The 21564-nt window shown below is 67.3% G+C and carries 13 protein-coding genes and 1 tRNA gene; 5 read left to right on the top strand and 9 right to left on the bottom strand.

Annotated elements, in window-relative coordinates; genetic code table 11:
- The first annotated feature begins 1 nt into the window (after position 1).
- Positions 2-589, top strand: a complete 588-nt coding sequence (locus SPHME3_RS0107245; protein ID WP_017979884.1) for an ABC-type transport auxiliary lipoprotein family protein — start codon at positions 2-4, stop codon at positions 587-589.
- 139 nt (positions 590-728) lie between these two features.
- Here SPHME3_RS0107245 and SPHME3_RS0107250 read toward each other — a convergent pair whose 3' ends face one another.
- Entirely contained in the window at positions 729-1583 is an 855-nt protein-coding gene (locus SPHME3_RS0107250; RefSeq protein ID WP_017979883.1) for a peptidylprolyl isomerase, read from the bottom strand.
- Between the two features lie 86 nt (positions 1584-1669).
- Between SPHME3_RS0107250 and SPHME3_RS0107255 the strand changes: the two genes are divergently transcribed.
- Together SPHME3_RS0107255 and SPHME3_RS0107260 are read left to right on the top strand one after the other, a co-directional pair.
- Positions 1670-1760, top strand: a tRNA-Ser gene (locus SPHME3_RS0107255).
- 219 nt (positions 1761-1979) lie between these two features.
- Positions 1980-3020: an AraC family transcriptional regulator gene (locus tag SPHME3_RS0107260; RefSeq protein WP_017979832.1), complete on the top strand. Its 1041-nt coding sequence runs from the start codon at positions 1980-1982 to the stop codon at positions 3018-3020.
- Here the strand turns inward: SPHME3_RS0107260 and SPHME3_RS0107265 are convergent.
- The 5 genes from SPHME3_RS0107265 to pelA all read right to left on the bottom strand — a co-directional run bounded on the left by SPHME3_RS0107265 (position 3009) and on the right by pelA (position 9470).
- Positions 3009-4640, bottom strand: coding sequence for a GMC family oxidoreductase (locus tag SPHME3_RS0107265; protein WP_018250650.1), 1632 nt, complete (start codon positions 4638-4640; stop codon positions 3009-3011). The two genes, SPHME3_RS0107260 and SPHME3_RS0107265, sit on opposite strands and share 12 nt — an antisense overlap.
- A 57-nt stretch (positions 4641-4697) precedes the next feature.
- Positions 4698-5465 (bottom strand): SDR family oxidoreductase, encoded by a 768-nt coding sequence (locus SPHME3_RS0107270; RefSeq protein ID WP_017979830.1) that lies wholly within the window; start codon positions 5463-5465, stop codon positions 4698-4700.
- Positions 5462-6229, bottom strand: coding sequence for an alpha/beta hydrolase fold domain-containing protein (locus SPHME3_RS21305; RefSeq protein ID WP_196795643.1), 768 nt, complete (start codon positions 6227-6229; stop codon positions 5462-5464). The genes SPHME3_RS0107270 and SPHME3_RS21305 overlap by 4 nt, the downstream gene beginning before the upstream one ends.
- Positions 6226-8025, bottom strand: a complete 1800-nt coding sequence (locus tag SPHME3_RS19995) for a flavin-containing monooxygenase (protein ID WP_196795642.1) — start codon at positions 8023-8025, stop codon at positions 6226-6228. Before SPHME3_RS19995 ends, SPHME3_RS21305 begins: the two co-directional genes overlap by 4 nt.
- Positions 8026-8189: 164 nt before the next feature.
- Complete coding sequence (gene pelA, locus SPHME3_RS0107280; protein ID WP_231376746.1) at positions 8190-9470, bottom strand: pectate lyase; 1281 nt, start codon at positions 9468-9470, stop codon at positions 8190-8192.
- A gap of 484 nt (positions 9471-9954) precedes the next feature.
- On the opposite strand from pelA, the gene SPHME3_RS0107290 reads away from it, so the two are divergent.
- Together SPHME3_RS0107290 and SPHME3_RS0107295 are read left to right on the top strand one after the other, a co-directional pair.
- On the top strand, positions 9955-13503 hold the full coding sequence (locus SPHME3_RS0107290) for a TonB-dependent receptor domain-containing protein (RefSeq protein WP_231292049.1): 3549 nt from the start codon (positions 9955-9957) through the stop codon (positions 13501-13503).
- A gap of 133 nt (positions 13504-13636) precedes the next feature.
- Positions 13637-15241 carry a family 43 glycosylhydrolase gene (locus tag SPHME3_RS0107295; protein ID WP_017979826.1) on the top strand — a complete coding sequence of 535 codons (1605 nt, stop codon included), beginning with the start codon at positions 13637-13639 and terminating at the stop codon, positions 15239-15241.
- 19 nt (positions 15242-15260) lie between these two features.
- Here the strand turns inward: SPHME3_RS0107295 and SPHME3_RS0107300 are convergent, their stop codons facing one another.
- From SPHME3_RS0107300 to SPHME3_RS0107310, 3 genes are read right to left on the bottom strand one after another with little or no spacing between them, the layout of a single operon-like run.
- The gene (locus tag SPHME3_RS0107300; protein ID WP_026189065.1) at positions 15261-16451 is read right to left on the bottom strand and encodes a DUF885 family protein; all 1191 of its coding nucleotides are present in this window, start codon (positions 16449-16451) and stop codon (positions 15261-15263) included.
- Entirely contained in the window at positions 16448-20248 is a 3801-nt protein-coding gene (locus tag SPHME3_RS0107305; protein ID WP_017979824.1) for a LamG-like jellyroll fold domain-containing protein, read from the bottom strand. Before SPHME3_RS0107305 ends, SPHME3_RS0107300 begins: the two co-directional genes overlap by 4 nt.
- Positions 20245-21531: an MFS transporter gene (locus tag SPHME3_RS0107310; RefSeq protein ID WP_017979823.1), complete on the bottom strand. Its 1287-nt coding sequence runs from the start codon at positions 21529-21531 to the stop codon at positions 20245-20247. The genes SPHME3_RS0107305 and SPHME3_RS0107310 overlap by 4 nt, the downstream gene beginning before the upstream one ends.
- Positions 21532-21564: the final 33 nt, after the last annotated feature.

Below are 21564 nucleotides of genomic sequence, written 5' to 3' on the forward strand. Positions count from 1 at the left end.
CATGAAGACCAGACTTCTCCTTCTCGCCGCGGCCCTGCCGCTCGCCGGCTGCATCAGCTTCGGTGCCAAGCCGCCGCCCTCGCTGTTGACGCTGGAGGAGGCGGCGATGCCGGCGGTCGGCAAGGTCGAGAATTCGGCGAACGCCCGTTCGATCGTGATCCAGGTGCCGACGACGCCCGCCGCGATCGCGGTGACGCGCGTTCCGGTCGAGGAAACTCCGACCAGCCTCGCCTATGTCAAGAACGCGCAATGGGCCGAGCCGCCCGCGCGCCTGTTCGCCCGGTTGCTGGCGGACACCGTCACGGCGCGCACCAACATGGTCGTGCTGTCGTCGGTCCAGTCGATCGCCGATCCTTCAGCGACGCTGGCGGGCGAACTGCGTCGCTTCGGCCTCGACGCGACCCGGCGCGAGGCGGTGGTGGTCTATGACGCGGCGCTGACGCCGGCGGGCAAGGACAATGTCGTCAAGCGCCGGTTCGAAGCGCATGTCCCGATCGGCGCGATCGATGCGGCCAATGCTGGGCCCGCGCTCAGCAATGCCGCCAATCGGATCGCTGGTGAGGTCGCGACCTGGGTCGCGGCTAACTGATCTTAGGGGCGGCAATCGCTGCCGACTTGGCGTGACGTGTTAGCATGAGCGGGAGGGCGGTAGGTCGCCCTGCCAGATGACACGAACGTCTAACCCGCGACGGCCGTTATCTCACGGTAACGGCCTAACGCCCTCAACGTTACGGCCGCCGCCGCACCGCCGGCAGGACGTCGCACACCGCTGCCCCGCCCAGGCTGACCATCGGCGCGTCGGGGTTCTCGCGCCGGGTGACCGCTGCGGCGAAGCGGGGATTGTCCGCCGCGCGATATTGGAAGTGCGGCCGTTCGGCTGCCGGCATGTCGCTCGCCAGCCGGACCGACACGATGCCCGTGCGCTCGCCCGGTGTCGCATAGACCCCCATCGGCGCATCGCTGCGCGGCAGGCCGGACAGATAGCCCATCCCCTCAACGATCCGCCCGACGACGGTATAGTTGCGGTCCAGTCGCCGCGCCGACTGGCCGATCGGGGTGAACAGCTCTGCCCCCGAACCCGTGCTCGGCAACGCATCGCGTGCGACACCGACCATGCCATAGCAATGCGTCAGCCACGCCTGCCGCCCGTTGGTCGCGATCGGCCAGCCGTCCGCGGTGATCCCGGAGGCGGTCGAATAGGGATCGGCCCGCGTCATCCGCACCGCGGGGTCGAACGCTGCAATGCCGAACTCGGGCGCCGGCCGGTCGGTCACGCCGGCGGGCAGCGGCTTCTTCTCGGTCGCATCGCCCCATTGCGCGACCCAGTTTTCCTGCACGCGATAGACGCTGGCGTCGTCCCACCAGCGCGCGTGCGCCAGCGTGCGGACATTGCTGACATGCGCGGGGGCGAACCTCGGCGCTAGCCGGATGATGACTTGCTTGCCGCTTGCGAGCGTCATCACCAGCAGTTCGTCATCGGGGATCGTCCGCCAATCGGCCTCGATCGGATCGGCGGGCGTTACGGCCGGGGAGGGGGGCGTTGCCTGGAGCGGCGCGGCGGCGAGAAGCAGGCTCAGGATCATGGCGCCAGACTGACGCAACCTACGGCCACGCGCAATCACTTGCAGCGCGCCGACGGACAGGCTAGGCGCCCCCTTCCAGGACATGCGGAGCGGTGGCCGAGTGGTCGAAGGCGCTCGCCTGGAAAGTGAGTATACGCCAAAAGCGTATCGAGGGTTCGAATCCCTCCCGCTCCGCCACATCTCCGAATACATCTTAAGGCTTAATGGGTTCGTCCAGGTCGGATGGGCGGCCCAACTTTAGAACCCCATACGATGCTTGGTTTTCGTGAAAGCCTGATGCACGGTTTTGCGAATCTATCTGTCATCGCCCAGGCTCCCTTTTCCGGTTTGCAGGCCATAGGATGTGTCACTCACCGCGGTGGATCGCGGTGTGCGGGCGGGGTGGCGAGAGATGTGATGCAACATTGGGCATTTTCGCGCGGATTGGGCGGTATCCTGGTGCTGATCGATTTCGCGAGACGGCATGGCATGTCGCTGAGCGACACGCTTGCGGAGAGCGGGATCACGCAGGCGCAGCTCCGCCAGCCTAACGCGGACGTGGCGGCCACCCAGGAATTGCGCGTCATCGCCAATATCGTCCAGCGCCTCGGCGATCCCGTGCGCCTGGGATTGGACATGGGGCTGAGCTTCCATTTCGCGACCTATGGCATCTGGGGGTTGGCCCTGATCAGCAGCGCGACCGGCCGGGACGCGATGCAATTCGCCTTGCGGTCGCTGCCGCTGACCCACGCCTTTACGACGATCGACTATGAGGAAACCGCGCACCACGCCGCATTGGTCTTCGGCGAGCCGGGCCTGCCGGCCGATCTGGAGGCCTTCCTGATCGCACGGGACATGGCCGCGGCCTCGCTTCTGCAGCGTGAGGTCGTGGGGCCGGACTTTTCCCTCAGGCGCTTCACCCTCGCGATGTCGCGACCAAGCGAAGACACGGCAGCGCTGCCCGACATCCTGGGCGCCAAGGTGGAACTGGGGGTGGGAGGCAATCGGATCGTCTTCGACCGTGTGTTTCTGGAACGACCGCTGCCGCAAGCCAATGCCGCGACCGCCGCGACGTGCCAGACGCTGTGTCGGCATCAGCTGGACCGGCAGCCTGCCAGCCCGCCGATCGCCGGATTCGCATCGCACTATCGCAACGCCGCGTCGGCGAGCGCGCCGGTCCGGCTGACGGAACTCGCACGGATGACCAACGTCAGCGAGCGGACGCTCAAGCGCCGGCTGAAGGCGGAGGGCACGTCCTTCCGCGCTTTGTCCGCCGAAAGCCGGCGCGCACGGGCGGAAACCCTGTTGGCGGCCAACCGCCTGTCGATCGGCGACATTGCCGCAGAGCTCGGCTTCAGCGACCTGTCGAGCTTTTCGCAGGCGTTCAAGCGATGGACGGGCGTGGCGCCCAGCGCCTACCGTCGGCAGGCGTTGGGCGCAGAGACCTCAGGCGACTGACCGATGGTCCGCCGCATAGGCGTTCGAGCCGAGGATCAGGTCCGCCGCCTTTTCGCCGATCATCGCGGTCGGCGCCTGCGTATTGCCGCTGACGAGATGGGGCATGATCGAGGCGTCCGCGATGCGCAGCCCGGCGACGCCGCGCACACGCAACTGCGGGTCGACGACGGAGGCGGCATCGCTGCCCATGCGGCACGTACCGACGGGGTGATAGATCGTATCGGCATGGTCGCGGATGAGCTGGCGCAACGTGTCGTCGTCGTCCTGGCCGGTGCCATAGATCGGGCGCCCCTTCAGCCGGGCGAGCGCAGGGGCCGTGATGATCCTCTGCGAAATGCGCGCGCCCGCCAGCAGCGTATCCATGTCGCGCGGATCGGACAGAAAGCGGGGATCGATGACCGGTGCGTCGCGCATGTCGGCGCTGCGCAGCCGTAGCTCGCCGCGGCTGTAGGGGCGTAGCGAGCAGACGTGGAGCGAATAGCCGCGACCGAGGTGGACCTTGCGATTGTGGTCGTCGACGACCCCCAGGCAGAAATGAAGCTGAAGGTCGGGGCGGGACAGATTCGGATCGCTTTTCACGAATCCGCCCGCTTCGGCGACGTTGGTGGTCAGCATGCCGCGGCCCTTGCGCATCCAGGGATACAGGTCGCGTATGCCGCCGATCGCGGTGGCACCGCTGACGCCGAACAGCCCGGATGCGGCCGAACGCGCGCTGATCGTATAGTCGATATGATCCTGTAGATTCTGGCCGACCCCCATGAGGTCGTGGACGACGGGAATGCCGTGGCGCGCCAGTTCGGCCGCGGGGCCGATGCCGGACGTCATCAACAGTTGCGGGGTGCCGAATGCTCCCGCGGCGAGAATGACCTCCTGCCGCGCGGCAAGTCGATGCTCCGCGCCGCTGCGCCGATAGCGGACGCCGGCCGCGCGCAGGCCGTCGAAGGTGATGCCGGTGCAGAGTGCATCGGCAATGACGACTAGGTTCTGGTGGCCGGCCACCATACCCAGATAGGCGGCGGCGGCGTTGAACCGGCGTCCGGCCTTCTGGAACACCTGATATGCGCCGATGCCTTCCTGCTCGGGGCCGTTGAAGTCGCCGTTATGCGAATAGCCGCATTGACGCGCGGCTTCGATAAAGGCCGCGGTCGCGGGATTGGGCTCGCGCAGATCCTCGACGCGCAGCGGACCGCCCGCGCCGTGCAGCGCATCGGCGCCGCGGGCATTGTCTTCGGCGCGCCGGAAATAGGGGAGGACATCATGCCATCCCCATCCCGAGCATCCCTCGGCGGCCCAGCCGTCGAAATCCTGCGGCTGTCCCCGGATGTAGATCATCGCATTGATGAGGCTCGACCCCCCAAGGCCGCGCCCGCGGGGCTGATAGCCACGCCGTCCGCCAAGCGCGGGCTGCGGTTCGGTCTGATAGGCATAATTGTGACGGCCCCGAAAGGCGACGAGGCCCGCAATGCCGAGCGGGATATCGGAGAGTATGGACGCGCGTGCCGGCCCGGTTTCCAGCAGCGCGACCGTGCGGTCGGGACGGGCGGCGGCAAGGCGTGCGGCGACCGCGCAACCGCCGGGGCCTGCTCCCACCACGATATAATCTGCCGTCTCGATCATCATCCTGCTCCTCTCGATGCCCGCTCTTGCGGCGGGGCCGTCCTGTCCTTCGTGGGATCGTCAGCTTGTCTGGCTCATCATCCTGCGGACCAGCCGGTCGGGCGCGAGGTCCACGAGCCGACGCATCAGGCCCGTCATCCTGCCCACAGGCCAATGCACCTTGCCCGGATCGTCCCTGGCCGTGGCCGCCGCATGGACGGTGCGTGCGACGTCGGACGGCGTCAGCCTGGCACCCATGCGGTCGAAGCTGCGCGCGGTCATCCCCTGAACCATGTCGGTGCGGACGAACAACGGCATGACATCGACGACGCGGATACCGTCCGATTGCCATTCGATGTTGAGGGCCTCGGTCAGCCCCCGGATCGCGAACTTGCTGGCCGAATAGGTGGCGAGTTCGGGCTGGCCGTAGATCGCCGATGCGGACGACATGTTGACGATGCAGGCGCCGGGCCGGCCCGCCAGATAGGGGCGGGCGCTATGGCACCCCAGGATCGTGCCGATGACGTTGATTCCGATCAGCGACAGGTGACGTTCGACGGGCTGGTCCTCGAAGGGGCCCGAGATCAGGATACCGGCATTGTTTACGAGCAGGTCGAGGCCGCCGGCATGGGCCACGAAGCGACGGAGCGCCGCGATCCAGGCCGTCTGGTCGGCCACATCCAGATGCAGCGGAATCGCCTGCCCGCCGAGTGCCGCGGCCACGACGGCACATTCCGCAGCGTCGATATCGGCAACGCCGACCGTCCAGCCCTGCCCGGCGAACAGCTCTGCGGTCGCACGGCCGATGCCGCGCGCCGCGCCGGTGATGATGACGCCGCCACGGCTCATGATGCCCGCTCCCCGGCAAAAGCCCTGCGACAGACCGCGGAATCGCCGGTGTCGATGGTGGGTGTGACGCGCGCGCGTGCGAATTCCGCGACGGTGATTAGCGCCCGGCGGGCGGATCGGAGATATGCCGCCTGAAGGTGGAAGACATGCCACCGCTGCGCATGGATTTCGAGCCGGGTCTCGACCCCGCATCGGCGCGCATGGGCTGCCAGCCGGACGGCATCCGACAGCAGGATTTCCTGATCGCCCGCCTGGATCAGCATGGGGGGAAGACCGGTCAGCGGGGTCCGCAACGGTCGGCCGGTGGCATCGTTGGCGGGCAGGCGATACCAGCCCAGCGCCTGTCGCAGCCATCCGCGCCGGATCATCGGATCGGCGACACCGGAGTGGGTGCCCGGCACCGATCCCGACAGGCTCGGATCGGTCACCGGCGACAGCAGCGCCAGGCCTGCGGGAAGGTTTTCCCCGTCGTCACGCAGCGACAGGGTGAGCGCCAGTGCGAGTGCACCCCCGGCTGAGTCGCCGGCAACGACGATCCGTTCGGCCGGGTAACCGGCATCCCGCATCGCCCGCCAGCAGGATCGCGCGTCCTGCAGCCCGGCGGGATGGGGGTGTTCCGGTGCAAGCCGATATTCGGGCACCCAGACCGGCAGTCCCGCCGCTGCCGCCAGCCGCGTCGTGACGGAGCGGTGCGACCGCGCGTTGCCGAGGCAGAAAGCGCCGCCGTGGAGGTACAGGATCGCACCCGCGTGCAACGCGCTCACCGTATTGCGCTCCGCTTGCGCGGCGCGATCACCTCGATCCGCAAACCGTTCACGTCCGCGCTGCGTCGCGTCACGCCCTTCACCCCCGGCATCAGGCCCGACAGCAGTGCCACGACGCCACGCTGGATCGCGACGGGGAAGGGCGGGCCGATCAGCGGCCGAAACGCAGCTCTCAGGAACAGACGAAGCGACTGCGCCGTCGCCCGCTCGACGATCCCAGACGGCGGCAACAGGGTCACCGCGCCTGACCGGGCCGACCGGCTCTGGAACGTATAGGCATCGAGGCTGCGGCGCCGCGTCAACGCGCGATACGACAGGGTAAAGCCCGGCCAGTTGGTCGTGTTGCGCCCGCGCGCGTCGACGTACCAACTCTTGCACCCCGCCCAGACGGTGCGCGCGAGCCGATCCTGCACATGGCTGTCGTGGCGCCGGAACGCATCGCCATCGACCTCGATCGTTTCGGCGCCGGTGGCCTGCATGCGCGTGCGGCACCGCAGGACATGCGCGATCTGCGATTCGATCATGTAGACGATCGAGTTGTGGCCCAGATTGGTGTTGGGGCCATAGAGCATAAAGAAATTGGGGAAGCCGGGCACCGCCATGCCCAGATAGGCGCTGGCGCCGTCGCGCCAGGCATCGTTCAGTGCGATGCCCTGCCGGCCCCGGATCGTCATCGGCGACAGGAATTCGGTCGCGGCGAAGCCGGTGCCGTAGATCAGCACGTCGACATCGTGCGATCGTCCATCGACCGTCTCGACGCCGGTGGCGGTCAGGCGAGCGATGCGATCGGTGACCAGGTCGACATTGGGTCGCGCCATCGTCGCGAGATAGTCGTCCGAGAGGAGCAACCGCTTGCATCCCACCGGATAGTCAGGCCGCAGCTTGTCGCGCGTCCGCGGGTCCGCCACCTCCCGCGCGAGCATCCGGCGGAACGGCCGCGCGGCGGCGATTTCCATCAGTCCCTTGAACCGCGTGAACGCCAGCGCACGCGATTCATAGCGCAGGTAGATGCCCAGCCGGTGCAGCCGCATCGCCGACGGCACCGCGCGAAACCGGCGTTTCTCCCGCTCCGTGTACGGACGATCGGGTTTCGGCATGATGTAGGCGGCAGAGCGCTGGAAGACGCTGACGCTGGCTGCATCGGCGGCGATCTTCGGCACGAACTGGATGGCCGAGGCGCCGGTGCCGATCACTCCGATCCGTTTGCCCACCAGCGGGATGGAGTGATCCCAATGCGCGGAATGGAAGGCGGGAATGCTCAGGGCCTCCTGCCCCTTCAGCACGGGGATGGCGGGGCGGCTCAATTGCCCGACGGCGCTGATCAGCAGGTCGGCAGTGAAGACGCCGCCATCCGCGGTCCGTACGGTCCAGCATGCCTCAGCCTCATCGAAGGCCGCGCCCAGCACCTCCGTCCCGAACCGGACATGGCGGCGCACGTCCAGATCGTCGGCGCAGCGTTCGAGATAGGCGTGGATTTCGGCCTGGGTGGCAAAGGCCCGCGTCCAGTCGGGATTGGGGGCGAAGGAAAAGGAATAGAGGTGCGACGGGACATCGCAGGCCGCGCCGGGATAGGTGTTGTCGCGCCAGACGCCGCCCACGGTGTCGGCCTTTTCCAGCACGACGAAGTCCTCGACGCCCTGGCGCTTCAGCCCCGCCGCCATGCCGATGCCGGCAAAGCCCGTGCCGATGATGACGGCGGACCATCGGCGGCCGGCGCCACGCTGTTCCTCGCCTGCTGCCGCGCTCGCCTGCGGCGGTGGCCTGCGCACCATCGTGTCTGCCGTGTCGATCGACATGCACCTCTCCCGTTGCCGATCACGCCGGCCGTGCAGGACAGGGTGGAACCTTGCGCGTCAGCGGGGAAGAGCGGGGCAGGCCATCACTTTATCAAATGGGCCAAACATGGCGTCGCTCGGATGGGATCGCTTGGTATGGCAAGCGCCCTAACCAGCGCTCGCGCTCAGCCGCCATAGCGGCGGCGCCATTTCGCATAGGCGGCGGCGACGTTCGCGCCGCTGGTGTTGAACCAGGCATAGCCGTTGCGGCGTTCCAGGCTGATGGCGTTGACGTCGTCGTGGATCGACCGGTCGCGGTCGCCGAAGACGGGGCGTTCGGTGGCCGGGTCATAGAAGCGCGCCCATAAGGTTTTCGCGCCGGGCTGATCGGTCAATCGCCTGCCGCCCGGTGCACTGGCGTCCGTCCACACATGGTTTTCGATGCCATGGGCGGCGAACCAGGCGGCGCCGGCGGTGATCGCCGCGCGCAGTGCCGGCGATGGGTCGGGTTCCGCCATCAGAAAGCGCAGGACCGCGGCGCTTTCGGCGGTGGCGAGCGCGATGGGCTCGAAATTGCGGGCGCCGACCGGGCGGAGCGTGAGTGGGTCGTATTGCTGCGCCCAGATCGTGGGCCGGCCGTCCACGACCACCTGCGTCGCGAGCAGCGTCGCCATCGCGCGCGCCGCGGCCTCTCGCGCGGCGGTGCGCAGCGCGGGGGGCACGAAGCCAAAGTCGCCGGTCCCGGCGGCGACACGCTGCAGCAGCGCAGTCGCCCGCAGCATCGCATCGTCGTTCAGCGTCAGCGCGTCGTGATAGCCGCCCTGCAACGGATAGACCTGCGGCCAGCCGCCCGACGGCTGCTGCGCCTGCAACAGATAGCGGATGCCCTGAACGAAGGCGGTGCGATAGCGTGCGCCGTCAGCGCCCGGCCGCCCCGCCTGCGCGCGCGCCAGAAAGGCGAGCTCGGTCGTAGTCGCATCGTTGTCGATCGTACCCACGAAGCCCCAGCCGCCCGCGAGATCGGCGGCCGCATGCGCGCCGGCCTTGCTGTCGAAGGGGATGTACATCTGGCCACGGACGCGGGCCGGCGCGCTGCGATCCTGGTTCTTGCCCCAGCCGCCGGTCGGCGTCTGGAAGCTGACGATATTGTCCGCGATCGCGCGCGCGGCGTCGCCGGTATACCAGGCGGGATCGCGATCGAGCGGCATCGTCTTGATCTTGCCTTCGGGCGGCGCCGCCGGAATCGTGGCGAGGCCCTGCCGTTCGGCGGCCAGCGCCGCTTTGTCGCGGGCCATCGCCGCGGTCGAGCGGGCGATATACTCTTCCCACGCGTGCCGCTGCGCTGGCGGTAAGCCTGCCAGTCGGTCGACGGTCAGGGACGGGGGCGGCGCCATATGCCCGATCACCGTGGCGGCTGCCGGGGCCAGGGATGTGGCCAATATACACGCCAGAACAAAGCGTTTCATCGCGTGATCCTCTCCACCGTTCGTGTCTGTGAAGACCATCGTGCCAGCCAATGACACCGGTGACAATAAACGCTTGCGACTTTCTTCGAATCGAATAGCTTTAAGGCTGCCATCAGAGTTCAACGGGACCGCTGGCAAGGAGGGGGCAATGACAGATAGTATGACGTATTTACAACGACTTGAGTTGTCACGCCCTCTCTGGCGCAGGCCGATAGTTACCGCGGCGGTGGCACCGGTTTCTACACTGTCGGTAGCTTCCTTCAGCGCCCAAACAACTTGCTATGACACCGGTAACAAAGGGTTTTTTGCTCCGGTGACCCGGTCTGCCGCCTGCATCGAACGGGTGCGAATCGCCATCGCGTCGCTGACCGAACCGCGAGCCCCTCACGCAACGATCTGACCGGCGACGGGGCATAGACCCCGCGCGGCACGCACGTCGACAAGGCCGGGTCCCATGAGGTCACCGGCCATATCCTGGGAGAAGATGATGACCTGTTCGACCATGCCCTTCCTCAAGCTCGGGGCGTCGCTCGGCGCGCTGTCGCTCGCCAGCCTGTTCGCCGGATCGGCACAGGGACAGGCCACCCCGATCGCCCCGGCGCAACAGGCCGGTCCGGTCGTGACCAGCGGCACCCCCGCGTCGACTCACGCCGACGGCAAGGCGTCAGGCGCTCACGACACCGCGGGGAAGGCCACGCACACGCCATCGATCGTCGATGGCCAGAAGGGCGCGCACGCCGACAATTTCGATCCGACCCAGGATATCGTCGTCACCGGCTTTCGCGGATCGATCCAGAATTCGCTCAACCAGAAGCGCTATTCGGACGTGCAGATCGATGCGATCAACGCGCAGGACATCGCCGATTTTCCGGACGCCAATCTGGCGGAATCGCTCCAGCGCCTGCCCGGCGTGTCGATCGATCGTGACAATGGCGAAGGGCGCGGCATCACTGTTCGCGGCCTGGGCGGCGATTTCAACCGCACGCGCCTCAACGGGATCGAGGCGCTGTCCACGGCAGGATCGAACGATTCGGGCACCAGCCCCAATCGCAGCCGCAGCTTCGATTATTCGACCTTCGCCTCCGAATTGTTCAGCGCGCTGAAGGTGCAGAAGACCGCGTCGGCGGAAACCGACGAAGGCTCGCTCGGCGCGACGATCGATCTGGAGACGGGCAAACCCTTCGATTTCAAGGGGACGCGCATCGGCGGGTCGGCGACGGCCAGCTATAACGAGAACAGCAAGAAGGCCAATCCGCGCCTCGCTGGGCTCGCCTCCTTCCGCTTCGGGGCGGACAAAAGGATGGGGCTGCTCGTCTCGGGCGCGTACAACCGAACCGACAATATCATCGACCAGTATAACCGCGGCGTCGGCGCGTCGGACTATCTGTACCGCAGCAGCCAGTTCGTCGGCGAAGGCACGCCGCAGCGCGCCGGCTTTTCGGCGCCGGTCGGCACGATCAATTATGCCAATCCCGATGCGACGGCCTTCCAGACGGGATCGGACCCGACGGCCTATGCCAAGCTCTATCCGGGCGCGCCGTACAATACGCCGGGGCGGTTCGACGATTCGACGGTGCGGATTCCCGCTCTGCCGTCGCTGACGCATCAGGTCGTGCGCAACCAGCGCCTAGGCCTGACCGCGGCCTATCAATGGGACGTGACCGACAAGACGCGCATCTCGATCGACGGGCTCTATTCGCGCTTCCACAACAGCAGCGAAAACGACCAGCTCTCGCCGGTCGGGCTCAATCGCAACAATACCAGCGCCGCCTACAATACGGCCGCGGGGCGGCTGACGCCGGCGGCGGCACGCGCGGCCTATCCGGGGCTTTGCACCCCGGCGGCAGGCAGCGACATCGCCGTGTCACAGGATTGCGGCCAGTCGCTGTACGGGACGAAGCCGGCGTTCGCCACGGCGCTCAACGCGCAAGGGCAATTGGTGTCCTCGGTCCTCGGCACTGCGGCGGTGGTGCCGGGCGCGACCAACCCGAGCAATGCCAATATCTTCTCCACCAATCCCAATAATCTCGACCCGTATGATTATTACAACAACCCGAATTCGGTCGGGTACATTCCGTCGAGCAACGGCCTGGCCTATCGCGGCCAGCTGATCGGTCGGCCGAGCGTCGACGTCCTCGATGCGAACGTGACGAACGGGCTGGCCGATTACCTGGTGCTGCGGAACGTCGACATGCGATCGGCGGTCGATTATTCGGAATATACGACCAAGTTCTGGCAGGGCACGTTCCGCCTGGATCAGGAATTCACCGACAATTTTAAGATGACCGCCATCTATGGCCGGTCGAAGTCGGTGAACTACAGCACTGGGTTGCTCGTCGAGTTCAACCGCATGGATTCGCCCCAGAACTTCGTCTACGATGATCGGGCCCACGGCGACATGCCGTTGCTCGACTTCGGGTTCGACGTCGCCAATCCGGCGAACTGGACGACGGTGAAGGGCTTTTCGGCGATCCGTCACTACGAACGCTACGTCAGCAACACCTATCAGGCGATGCGCGCCGATTTCGACTGGCGGATCAACGACCAGTTCAACATCGGCTTTGGTGGTACGCTGCGCCGCTTCGGCTTCGAGACGTCGCAGGGCGAGCGCAACTTGGATACGCTCAACCCGACGCTGCTGGAGGCGGGGTCGACCACCGCGGCGAACAGCAAGATCGTGTCGTTCGGCCAGGGGCTGCAGACGCCGGCCGGCACCGTGTCGCGCTTCCTCGTGCCCGACCTTGCCAAGTTCAACGACCTGCTCGGCTTCCAGTGCGACTGTATCAACAAATATGGCGACTGGCGCCTGACCACCAAGCGCAACGGCGGGTCGGCGAGCTATGGCGTCGACGAATATGACAAGGGGCTCTACCTCCAGTTCGACTTCAACACGGAGATTTTCGGCCGATCGCTGCGCGGCAATGCGGGCACGCGCGTCGCCTTCACCGATGTGACGTCGACCGGGACCTCGCAAGCGGGGCGTCCGATCATCGGGCGGAACAGCTACACCGACTGGCTGCCGTCGATGAACCTCAATTACGAGATCGTCCGCAACCTCATCCTGCGGATCGGCGCGTCGAAGGTGATGGCGCGCCCGCTGCTGGGCAATCTGTCCCCCACGATCACCTCGATCTCGATCCCAAGCAACGGCGATAATCAGGGTGCTTCGTTCACCATCGGCAATCCCAAGCTCGCGCCGTTCCGGTCGACCAACATCGACCTCAGCGCCGAATGGTATTTCACGCGCAGCAGCCTGTTCTCGGTCGCGGTGTTCAAGAAAGACGTCGAGAACTTCCCGCAGACGGTGCTGTTCGCCGCGCCGCTGTCGCAATTCGTCGACGATGCGACGCGCGCCGCGATCCGCGCGCAATATACCAATGTCAATCAGCTCGCCTATCTCGACAACAACAATCCCTTCATCGCCCGTCAGTATCGCGATGCGCCGGGTGGTTACATCAAGGGGATCGAGATCAACTTCCAGCAGAACCTCACGTTCCTGCCGTGGGTGTTCCGCAACTTCGGCGTGCTGTTCAACTACACGCATATCAAATCGGAGCTGAACTATATCCTCGATCCGGGCGCGGTGTCCGGGACCGGCGTGACGATCCGGCCGCAGCTGCTGGGGAAGGGGCCGTTCCTCGGCGTGTCGCCGGACGCGATCAACGCCACCTTGTTCTACGAAACCAAGGGGTTCCGCGCCCGCGTGTCGCTGGCGCAGCGGGCGGGCTACAGCACGACCTATCCGCTGGCGGCAGGATCGTGCAGCCCGGGCCTGATCACCGTCGGCGGCGGCAGCGTCGAAAGCGTCGGCTGCGACAGCCCGTTGATCAACGACTTCGCCTACAGCCGGGCGACGACCAACGTCGACGCCTCGCTCAACATCAACCTGATGAAGGGGCTGTCGATTTCGGCCGAGGGGCTGAACCTGACCAACCAGACCAGCAATCGCTACGCCTATTCCGGGCAGGAAGCGGTGTCGCAATATGGCAGCTCGGGCCGCGTCTATCGCCTGGGGGCGCGCTTCAGCTTCTGACATTCCCCCATCTCCCCGGGGGCGACTTCGGCTCCGTGTACCGGTAACGGTATGCGGAGTCGCTTTATTCGGAAAAAGGCGTGCCCATGCAACGATATGACGTGTCGCTTCGCCGCCCGATCCGGGACGCTGCATGACCGAATATAGTCGGCGCGATGCGTTCGGCCTTGCCGCGCTGGCAGGCGGCGGCGCGCTGATCCCCGCCAGTCCGGCCGCCGCAGCCGGTGCGGCAGCCAGGCCGTCGCCGTGGCGGCGCGGGTACGAAGGGCAGCGGATCGCCGACCTTGGCGATGGTCGCTTCCTTAATCCGCTGATCGGCGGCGACCGGCCCGATCCCGCGATCCTGAAGGATGGCGCGGATTATTACATGACCTTTTCCAGCTTCGACAGCTATCCGGGGCTGACGATCTGGCACAGCCGCGACCTGGTCAACTGGCGTCCGCGGACGGCGGCGCTGACCCGCAACATCGGGTCGGTCTGGGCGGTCAGCCTCGACAAGCATGACGGCCGCTATCTCTTGTATATCCCGGTCAAGGCGAGCCCCCGGAACGACATCTACGTCATCCACGCCGATCATATCGATGGCCCCTGGTCCGAGCCCATCAGCCTCGGCCTCCACGACCATATCGATCCCTGTCACGCGGTGGGCGAGGATGGCTCGCGCTGGCTGTTCCTGTCCGGCGGCGACCGGATCCGCCTGGCCGACGACGGCCTGTCGACGGTCGGACCGGTCGAACATGTCTACGATCCCTGGCGTTATCCCGACGATTGGGACGTCGAAGGCTTCAGCCCGGAAGGGCCCAAGATCCATCGCCACGGCGACTGGTTCTACATGATCACCGCGGTCGGCGGCACCGCCGGACCGCCGACGGGGCATATGGTGATCGTCGCGCGATCGCGGTCGATCCACGGCCCCTGGGTCAACGATCCGGGCAATCCCGTCGTCCGCACCGTCTCCAACGACGAGACATGGTGGTCGCGCGGCCATGCCAGCCTGGTCGAGGGGCCGGACGGCAGCTGGTGGTCGGTGTATCACGGCTATGAGAACGGGTATTGGACGCTGGGGCGGCAGGTGCTGCTCGATCCCGTCCGCTGGACCGCCGACGGCTGGTTCCGCATGACGGGCGGCGACCTGTCCAAGCCGCTGCCCAAACCGAAAGGCGGCGAGGGCGGTCCGCACGGGCAGCCGCTGTCGGACGATTTCACCCGGCCGCTGGCGCTCGGCGCGCATTGGAATTTCTTTCGTCCCGGCCCCGAAGAACACGCGCGGGTGCGCGTCGATGCGGGCACGCTGCATCTGGCGGGGCGCGGCACGGCGCCTGTGGATTCCGCGCCGTTGCTGTTGACCGCCGGCGATCAGGCTTACGAATTCCAGTGCGATGTGGAGATTGCGCCGGGCGGTACGGCGGGGCTGATCCTGTTCTACGACGACAAGCTCTATTGCGGGCTCGGCTTCGACGAAAAGCGCTTCGTCACCCATCAATATGGCAACGAACGCGGGCGCCCCGCCAATCCGCACGGACGCCGCATGCTGATCCGCATCGCCAACACACGGCACATCGTGGCAATCCACACCTCGGGAGACGGCGGCGCGACCTGGCGGCGGTTCGATCGGGGGATGGAGGTGTCGGGCTACCACCACAATGTCCGCGGCGGTTTCCTGATGCTGCGGCCGGGGCTGTATGCGGCCGGCGCGGGCGAGGCGCGCTTCCGCGATTTCCGGTTCCGCGCGCTGTAACGCGCGCGCGCCGCGGCGCTTATCCGGCGATCTGTTCGGTCCTGCGCCGGCCGAAGGCGAGCAGGGGCGTATGGAATTGCGGCCAGCGATGGCGCGCGCGCGGGCGTGCCGCGGTGATGCGCAGGGGCACCCACGCATCGGCGGCGCGCAGCCCCGGGTCGCTGGCGATCCGCACCACGTCGCGATCGATGGGGGCAAAATAAACGGATTCGCCAAGGCTCTCGCGGATCCGGGCCGCGACGCTGTCCGTATCGACGCCCCGCACATGCAGGTCGATGTCGGCGAGGCCGCGGGTCACCCGGAACAGCATCCAGTGGATGTGACCCAGCATGGTCGCCGGATCGCTGAACAGGCCGGCCTCGGCCATCAGCATTTCGGCATAGACGCCCCACCCTTCGCTGAAGCCGGCGGCATAGCGGAGCCGCAGCGGGTGGGGGTGGGCGAGCGCCTCCAGCGGCATCTGCGCCATATGGCCGGGCAGAAGCTCATGCGCGACGACGCTGGGGAGGGAAAAGCGCGGGCGGCGGCGGATGTCCTTGAGGTCGACGACGTACAGGCCCTGCACGCCCGGGGCGGGAAGGATGCGGTAGCCGCCCTTGCCCGCGGCGATCTCGGCAGCGTCGAGCGGGCGGACGTCGACCGACAGGCAGGCGGCGGGCAGCGGGCCGATCAGGCGGGGCATTTGCGGGCGGATCGTCGCCAGCGTCGCGCGCATCGCCGCCACCGCCGCCTCGCGCCCGGCGGCATCGTCGGCAAACAGCCAGCGCGGGTCGCGCCACAGCGCCTCGAACCGGGCACCCGTCGTGCCACCTGCGATGCCCAGCCGGTCGAACAGGCGCTTCGCGCGCGCGTCCAGCGCGGCTTTGGCGGCGGCGAGATCGCGCGCGACGGTATCCAGCCGCGCGTCGTTGCCCGCGACCCGCTGCGTCTGCAACGAAAAGCGCGTCGCCGCGTCGCTGGCGTTCGTCAGGGCGACGTCGATCGCGAGGCCGGCGCGGGCGGCCTGCAGGTCGAGGCGGCGGCCGGTGCCGGCGCCCGCCGCGGAGAGCGGGGCGAGCAGGTCCAGCGCCTGGGCGGCCGGCAGCGTCGCCGCGGTGTCGAGCGCGGCGCCGATCGTCTGGTCGTCGTCCGTTCGGGCGAAGACCGGCGCGGCGAGGGCGGAGGCCGCCCCCGTGCCGAGCGCCGCGAGGACCTGCCGCCGCCGCATCATCGCGTGGGCTCCAGCGCCACCCGGTTGTTTAGCCGCGTCACTTCGGGGGCGTCACCGGGCAAGGCGATCTCGACGCTCGTCGCCTTGGCGGGGGCGGCGATGCGGATCGTGGCGGTGCGGGGCCGCAGATCGGTCGGCGCGGCGAGCGGCGGGATCGCCGACGTCGCCAGCACCGCGCCGTCGGCGCCGCGCACGGTCAGCGTGCCCCCGGTCGTCGGCTGTGCGCCGAGACTATGGACGGTCACCGTCAGGCCGCGGCCGTTGCGCACCACATCGTCACGGCCGATGCCGATATCGGGACGCTGCTCGACGGGCGCGATCGGCTTGGCGAGCGTAAAGTCATAGACGGTGGTGGTGTGCGGCGCGAAGGCGACGGTGGTGCCGAGGCTGCGTTCGAGCGGCAGCGTGGCCGCGCCGCCATCGGCCACCAGTGTCTTGCCGCCGTCGCTGCTCGTCGCGCGCTGCATCGTCCATTGACCCGCGGTGACGTTCCACGTCGTCATCTCCGCCCGCTGCACGCGATCGGTGCGGTTGTAGGCGATGACGCGGAAGTGGTTCGGCGTCGCGTTCGGCATCAGGATCGCGACGTCGCCGGCGGCGTCGGGCTCAGCGAAGCGCCACGATACCGTATTGCCGGGCCACGTCTGGTTCCGGCGCAGCGCGATGCCGCCCAGCCGTTCGCGTTGCAGGATCTCATTGGGCTGTTCGACGCGGTCGGACCACCAATGGCCCTCGGTGTACATATATTCGTGCCGCGCCTTGTCGGCGATGGCGTCGGCATGCAGCCGTTCGAGCGCGGTGACGTCGCCCGTCGCATCCCAGCGCGTGTAGAGCGCGAACGGATCGTCCTTCGCCGCCGCCGCGATGGCGTCGCGATAGCGCGTGCCTTCGGGCAGGACGGCGAAGGCATTTTCGTTCATTTCGGCAAGCGATGCCGGTCCCGACTTGGCGATGCGGCTGGTCAACGGGCGGAGGTATTTCGCATCGTCGGTGAAGCGCCATGCGCTCCACGCACTCTGCAACGGCGTCGAGATGCCGCCGCCATCGCCGGTCCGCTCGGCGTCGCTGTCCCAGTGGATTTCGTTGGGATAGCTCCAGACGCCCTTCGCATCCTGCTTGCCGTGCGCCATCCAGCCGTCGATCACGCCGGTCACCAGCCCGCGCGCGGCGGGATTGCCGTTGTACAGGCCGATCAGGATCGGTGCGTGCATGACGGTGAAGGCATAGGGCTTCTGCCACGCCCAGGGTGCGTCGCGATACATCTTGCGCCCGCCGTACCAGCTGGAGGCGAAATGCAGGTGCCCGGCGGGGTTCTTCAGGATCACGCCCTGCAAGGCGCGCGTCGTTTCCATCAGCCGCTCGACCGCCTTGGGCTCGCCCCAGTTGAGGTACAGGCGTTCGGCGTCGGAGTTCAGCCCCTCCTCATAGGCGTGGAGCTCGTCCGTGGTGATATAGCCCAGGCCGTTGACGCGCATGCCGTTGGTGTAGACCGCATCGGACAGCGCGCGCAGCGAGGCGTTCACCTTGTCGGGATTGACCCCCATCAGCGCCAAGCCCGGCCATTGCTGCGTCAGGTCGGTATCGTCCGAAATGCCGCCGCCGAAGTCACCATAGGGGACCTGGCGGTGATCGATCCACCAGTCGACGAAGCGGCGGACGTATTTCAGGTCCTCAAGCTGGCGGAACGCCCACAGCGGCTCGCCCTTGGTCGGGACGGGCTGGGTGAAGGGCGGCAGGTTTTCGGGGCGATAGTCGATATCCGCCCAATAGGCCTGCGCCTCCTTATGGTCCGGATCGACCCGCAGCAGATCGGTGATGTCGGCGAACAGGCGGCGATACAGCGCCATGCGCTTCGATGAAGTATGCTCCTCGACCAGGAAGGCCCAATTGTCCTTCACCTGGTTGAAGCGGTCCGCGACATGTTCGGTGATGGCCTGCGCGCGCGGCTTGAACACCAATCGGATGCGCGCGCCGTCGAGGCTCTTGGCGGAGAAAGCGGGGTCGGACGCGGCGATCGACAGGTACAGGCTGTCGTTGGGCAGGATGCGATCGCGCAGGTCGAGCCACAGCGTGCGCTTCTGCCCCGGCGGGACGGTGACCGACAGGTCGATCATGTCACGCTCGGGCCAGATCGGGTCCTTGACGCGGATGTCGAGTGCGACCGGCTTGGTGCCCGGCAGCGCGGGCAGGTCGATCGCGATGCCGTCCAGCCCGTCGCGCAGATTCTGCCAACCGTAATCGAAGGCGCGGGCGACCGGCTGATCGGGCAGCGCATCGCCCAGGCTCGCCGGGATCAGGATATGGACGATCGGCGCCATGCCGGCGGGGCGCGCCACAGTGCCGCCACCGCCCGCCGCGCCGGCGCCCACCGCAGCCTTTACGCCCGCGGTCGGCATCGCGACGACCGTCGCCCGCTCGTCGGGAGCGTAGCGGCCGGCGATGAAGCCGTTGAGCGGTGCCAGCGCCGCGAGTGTCGGCGCCATGTCGGCCCGGATCGTATAGTCGAGCTTGAAGCTGCCCGCCGGTTCGGTGCCGGCGCCGATGTCATAGGCCCACAGCTCCTGGATCGGCTGTTCCTGCATCACGTTGGTGAAGTGCAGCGTGCCGCCGGTGCGGGGCGCGAACTGATCGACGCTGCGCACCACGCCCTTCGGCCGGGTGGCGAGAAGCGTGTCCTTGCCGTCACCCGTCCAGCTGAGGCTGCCATAGGCCGCGCCGCGTAGTTCGACGCGGTTGAAGCGTTCGCCCGCCGGCACGGTCAGGTCGTAGCGCTTGCCGCCTTCGACATAGACGTTCCAGTCGGGCAGCTCGAAATAATCGTCGCGACCGGGCAGGCGCGACCGGTTGTAGACGCCGGGCCACGTCGTCTCGGCGATGCCGTCGACACCCTTCCACATCCACTCCTTCAGGTCCTTCGCATCCGCGAACTCGACCTTGCGCACGCGGGTGACCGGCGCGTCGAGCAAAGGCGGCAAGCCTTTGTCCCAGCCGTAGCGGTGCAGCCATGCCTGCCGCTCCCCTTGCGGGTCGGCAGCGGGCAGGGGCCCCGGTTCCGCCTTCGCCGCCAGCGCGGCGACGTTGGCGGGGGAGAGCATCCGGTCATAGACGCGGATATCGTCGACGTCGGACCCGCGCATGAAATTATAGCGGCTCTGCACCTGATGCGGCGCCAGCACGCGCCCCGCCAGGCCGAACTGGTCGAGGCCGGTGTCGAGGTCGGCGGTCTGGTCCTTGCGGGCGACCTCCCTGCCATCGACGTAGAGCGTCACGCCCTTGGTCTCGTCCCAGGCGAAGGCGATATGCTGCCACGCCTTCGCATCGGGGATGGTCGGCATGCGCCACGACACGCGGATGCGCGACAGGTTCGTGTCGGTGACGAAGGCGTCGAAGCCGTGGCCGTTCCAGTCGATCCGCAGGAACGCCATGTCCCAGCTGGTATGATCGGCGAATCCGGCGCGGAAGATGACGAACGGCGCCTCGCCCAGCGGTTCACGCGCACGCCAGAAGAAGGAGAGGGTGCCGCGGGTGCCGCGCATATTGCCCGGCGCCCGCCACGCGACATAGCCGTCGTCCGCCCAATGCGCCGCACCGCCGATCGCACCGTCGGGCACGATGCGCACGTTGGCGCGGAAGTTCGGCACGGCCTCCCCGTGCGCGACGGTCGCGTCGAAGCCGGTGTCGAGCGGCGCGTGGAACAGCAGGCCGGGCGATGTCTCCTGCGCCTGAGCCGTCGCTGCCGTAAGGGCGGCGGTCGCCAGTGCGAGCGCGGAGGTCAGCGAGCGCCTGCCGCCCCTCACAACGCGTCGACCCGCGCGAGGCGTGGGCTGAGCAGATGGACGACGCCGACCGCGATCAGATAGACGCTGCCCGCCACCGCGAAGATGATCGTGTAGCTGCCCGTCGTCTGCAGGATATAGCCGGTGAATTTCGCCATCATCATGCCGCCGATTGCCCCGACCGTGCCCCCGATGCCAACCACCGATCCGACCGCCGCCCGCGGGAACATGTCCGACGGGATGGTGTAGAGGTTGGCCGAGAAGGCCTGATGCGCCGCGGTGGCGAGGCCGACGATCGCGACCGCCAGCCACAGATGGTCGACATATTGCGCGAAGAAGATCGGCGTCACCAGCAGCGCGCAGGCGAACATCGTCCATTTGCGTGCGGCATTGGCGGTGAAGCCACGCTTCATCAGCCGCGACGACGACCAGCCGCCCGCGATGCTGCCGAAGTCGGAGATCAGATAGATGACGACCAGCGGCGGCCCGAAGCTGACGAGGTCGAGGTGATAGGTCTTGGCGAGGAAATCGGGCGTCCAGAAGAGGAACAGCCACCAGATGGGATCGATCAGGAACTTTCCGAGCGCATAGGCCCAGGTCTCGCGATAGCCGAGCAGCTTCAGCCAGCCGATCTTCTGGACCGGGTCGGCGGGATCGCTTTCGATATAGGCGAGCTCGGCGGCGGACACTTTCGTGCTTTCGCGCGGGCGGCGGTACAGCGCGATCCAGGCGACCAGCCACAACAGGCTGACGGCGCCCGTCACGATGAACGCCATCCGCCAGCCGAAGGCGAGCGTGATGACCGGCACGATCAGCGGCGTCACCACCGCGCCGACATTGGCGCCGGCGTTGAAGATGCCGGTCGCGAGCGCGCGTTCCTTCGCCGGGAACCATTCGGTCACCGATTTGAGGCCCGCTGGGAAATTGCCGCTTTCGCCGATGCCCAGAATGAAGCGCGCGACCGAGAATTGGAACGCCGAGCCGACGAAGCCGCACAGCGTATGGCCGAGCGTCCAGATGACGAAGGCGATCGAATAGCCGATCCGCGCGCCGACCGCATCGACGATCCGCCCGAAGCTGAGATAGCCGATCGCATAAGCGGCCTGGAACCAGAAGATGACGTCGGCATAGGTCGTTTCCGACCAGCCGAGTTCGGCCGAGATCGTCGGCTTCAGCACCCCGATCATCTGGCGGTCGACATAGTTGATCGCGGTCGCTGCAAACAGCAGGCCGCAAATCACCCAGCGATAGCGGCCGACGCTGGCGGGTGCGGCCGTGACCTCCGGCGCTTCGATCGTTGCCATCGGTCTGTCTCTCCTGTGTCAGCGGCCTCTTGG

It is taken from the genome of Sphingomonas melonis DAPP-PG 224 (genome assembly GCF_000379045.1).
Taxonomy (GTDB): domain Bacteria; phylum Pseudomonadota; class Alphaproteobacteria; order Sphingomonadales; family Sphingomonadaceae; genus Sphingomonas; species Sphingomonas aquatilis.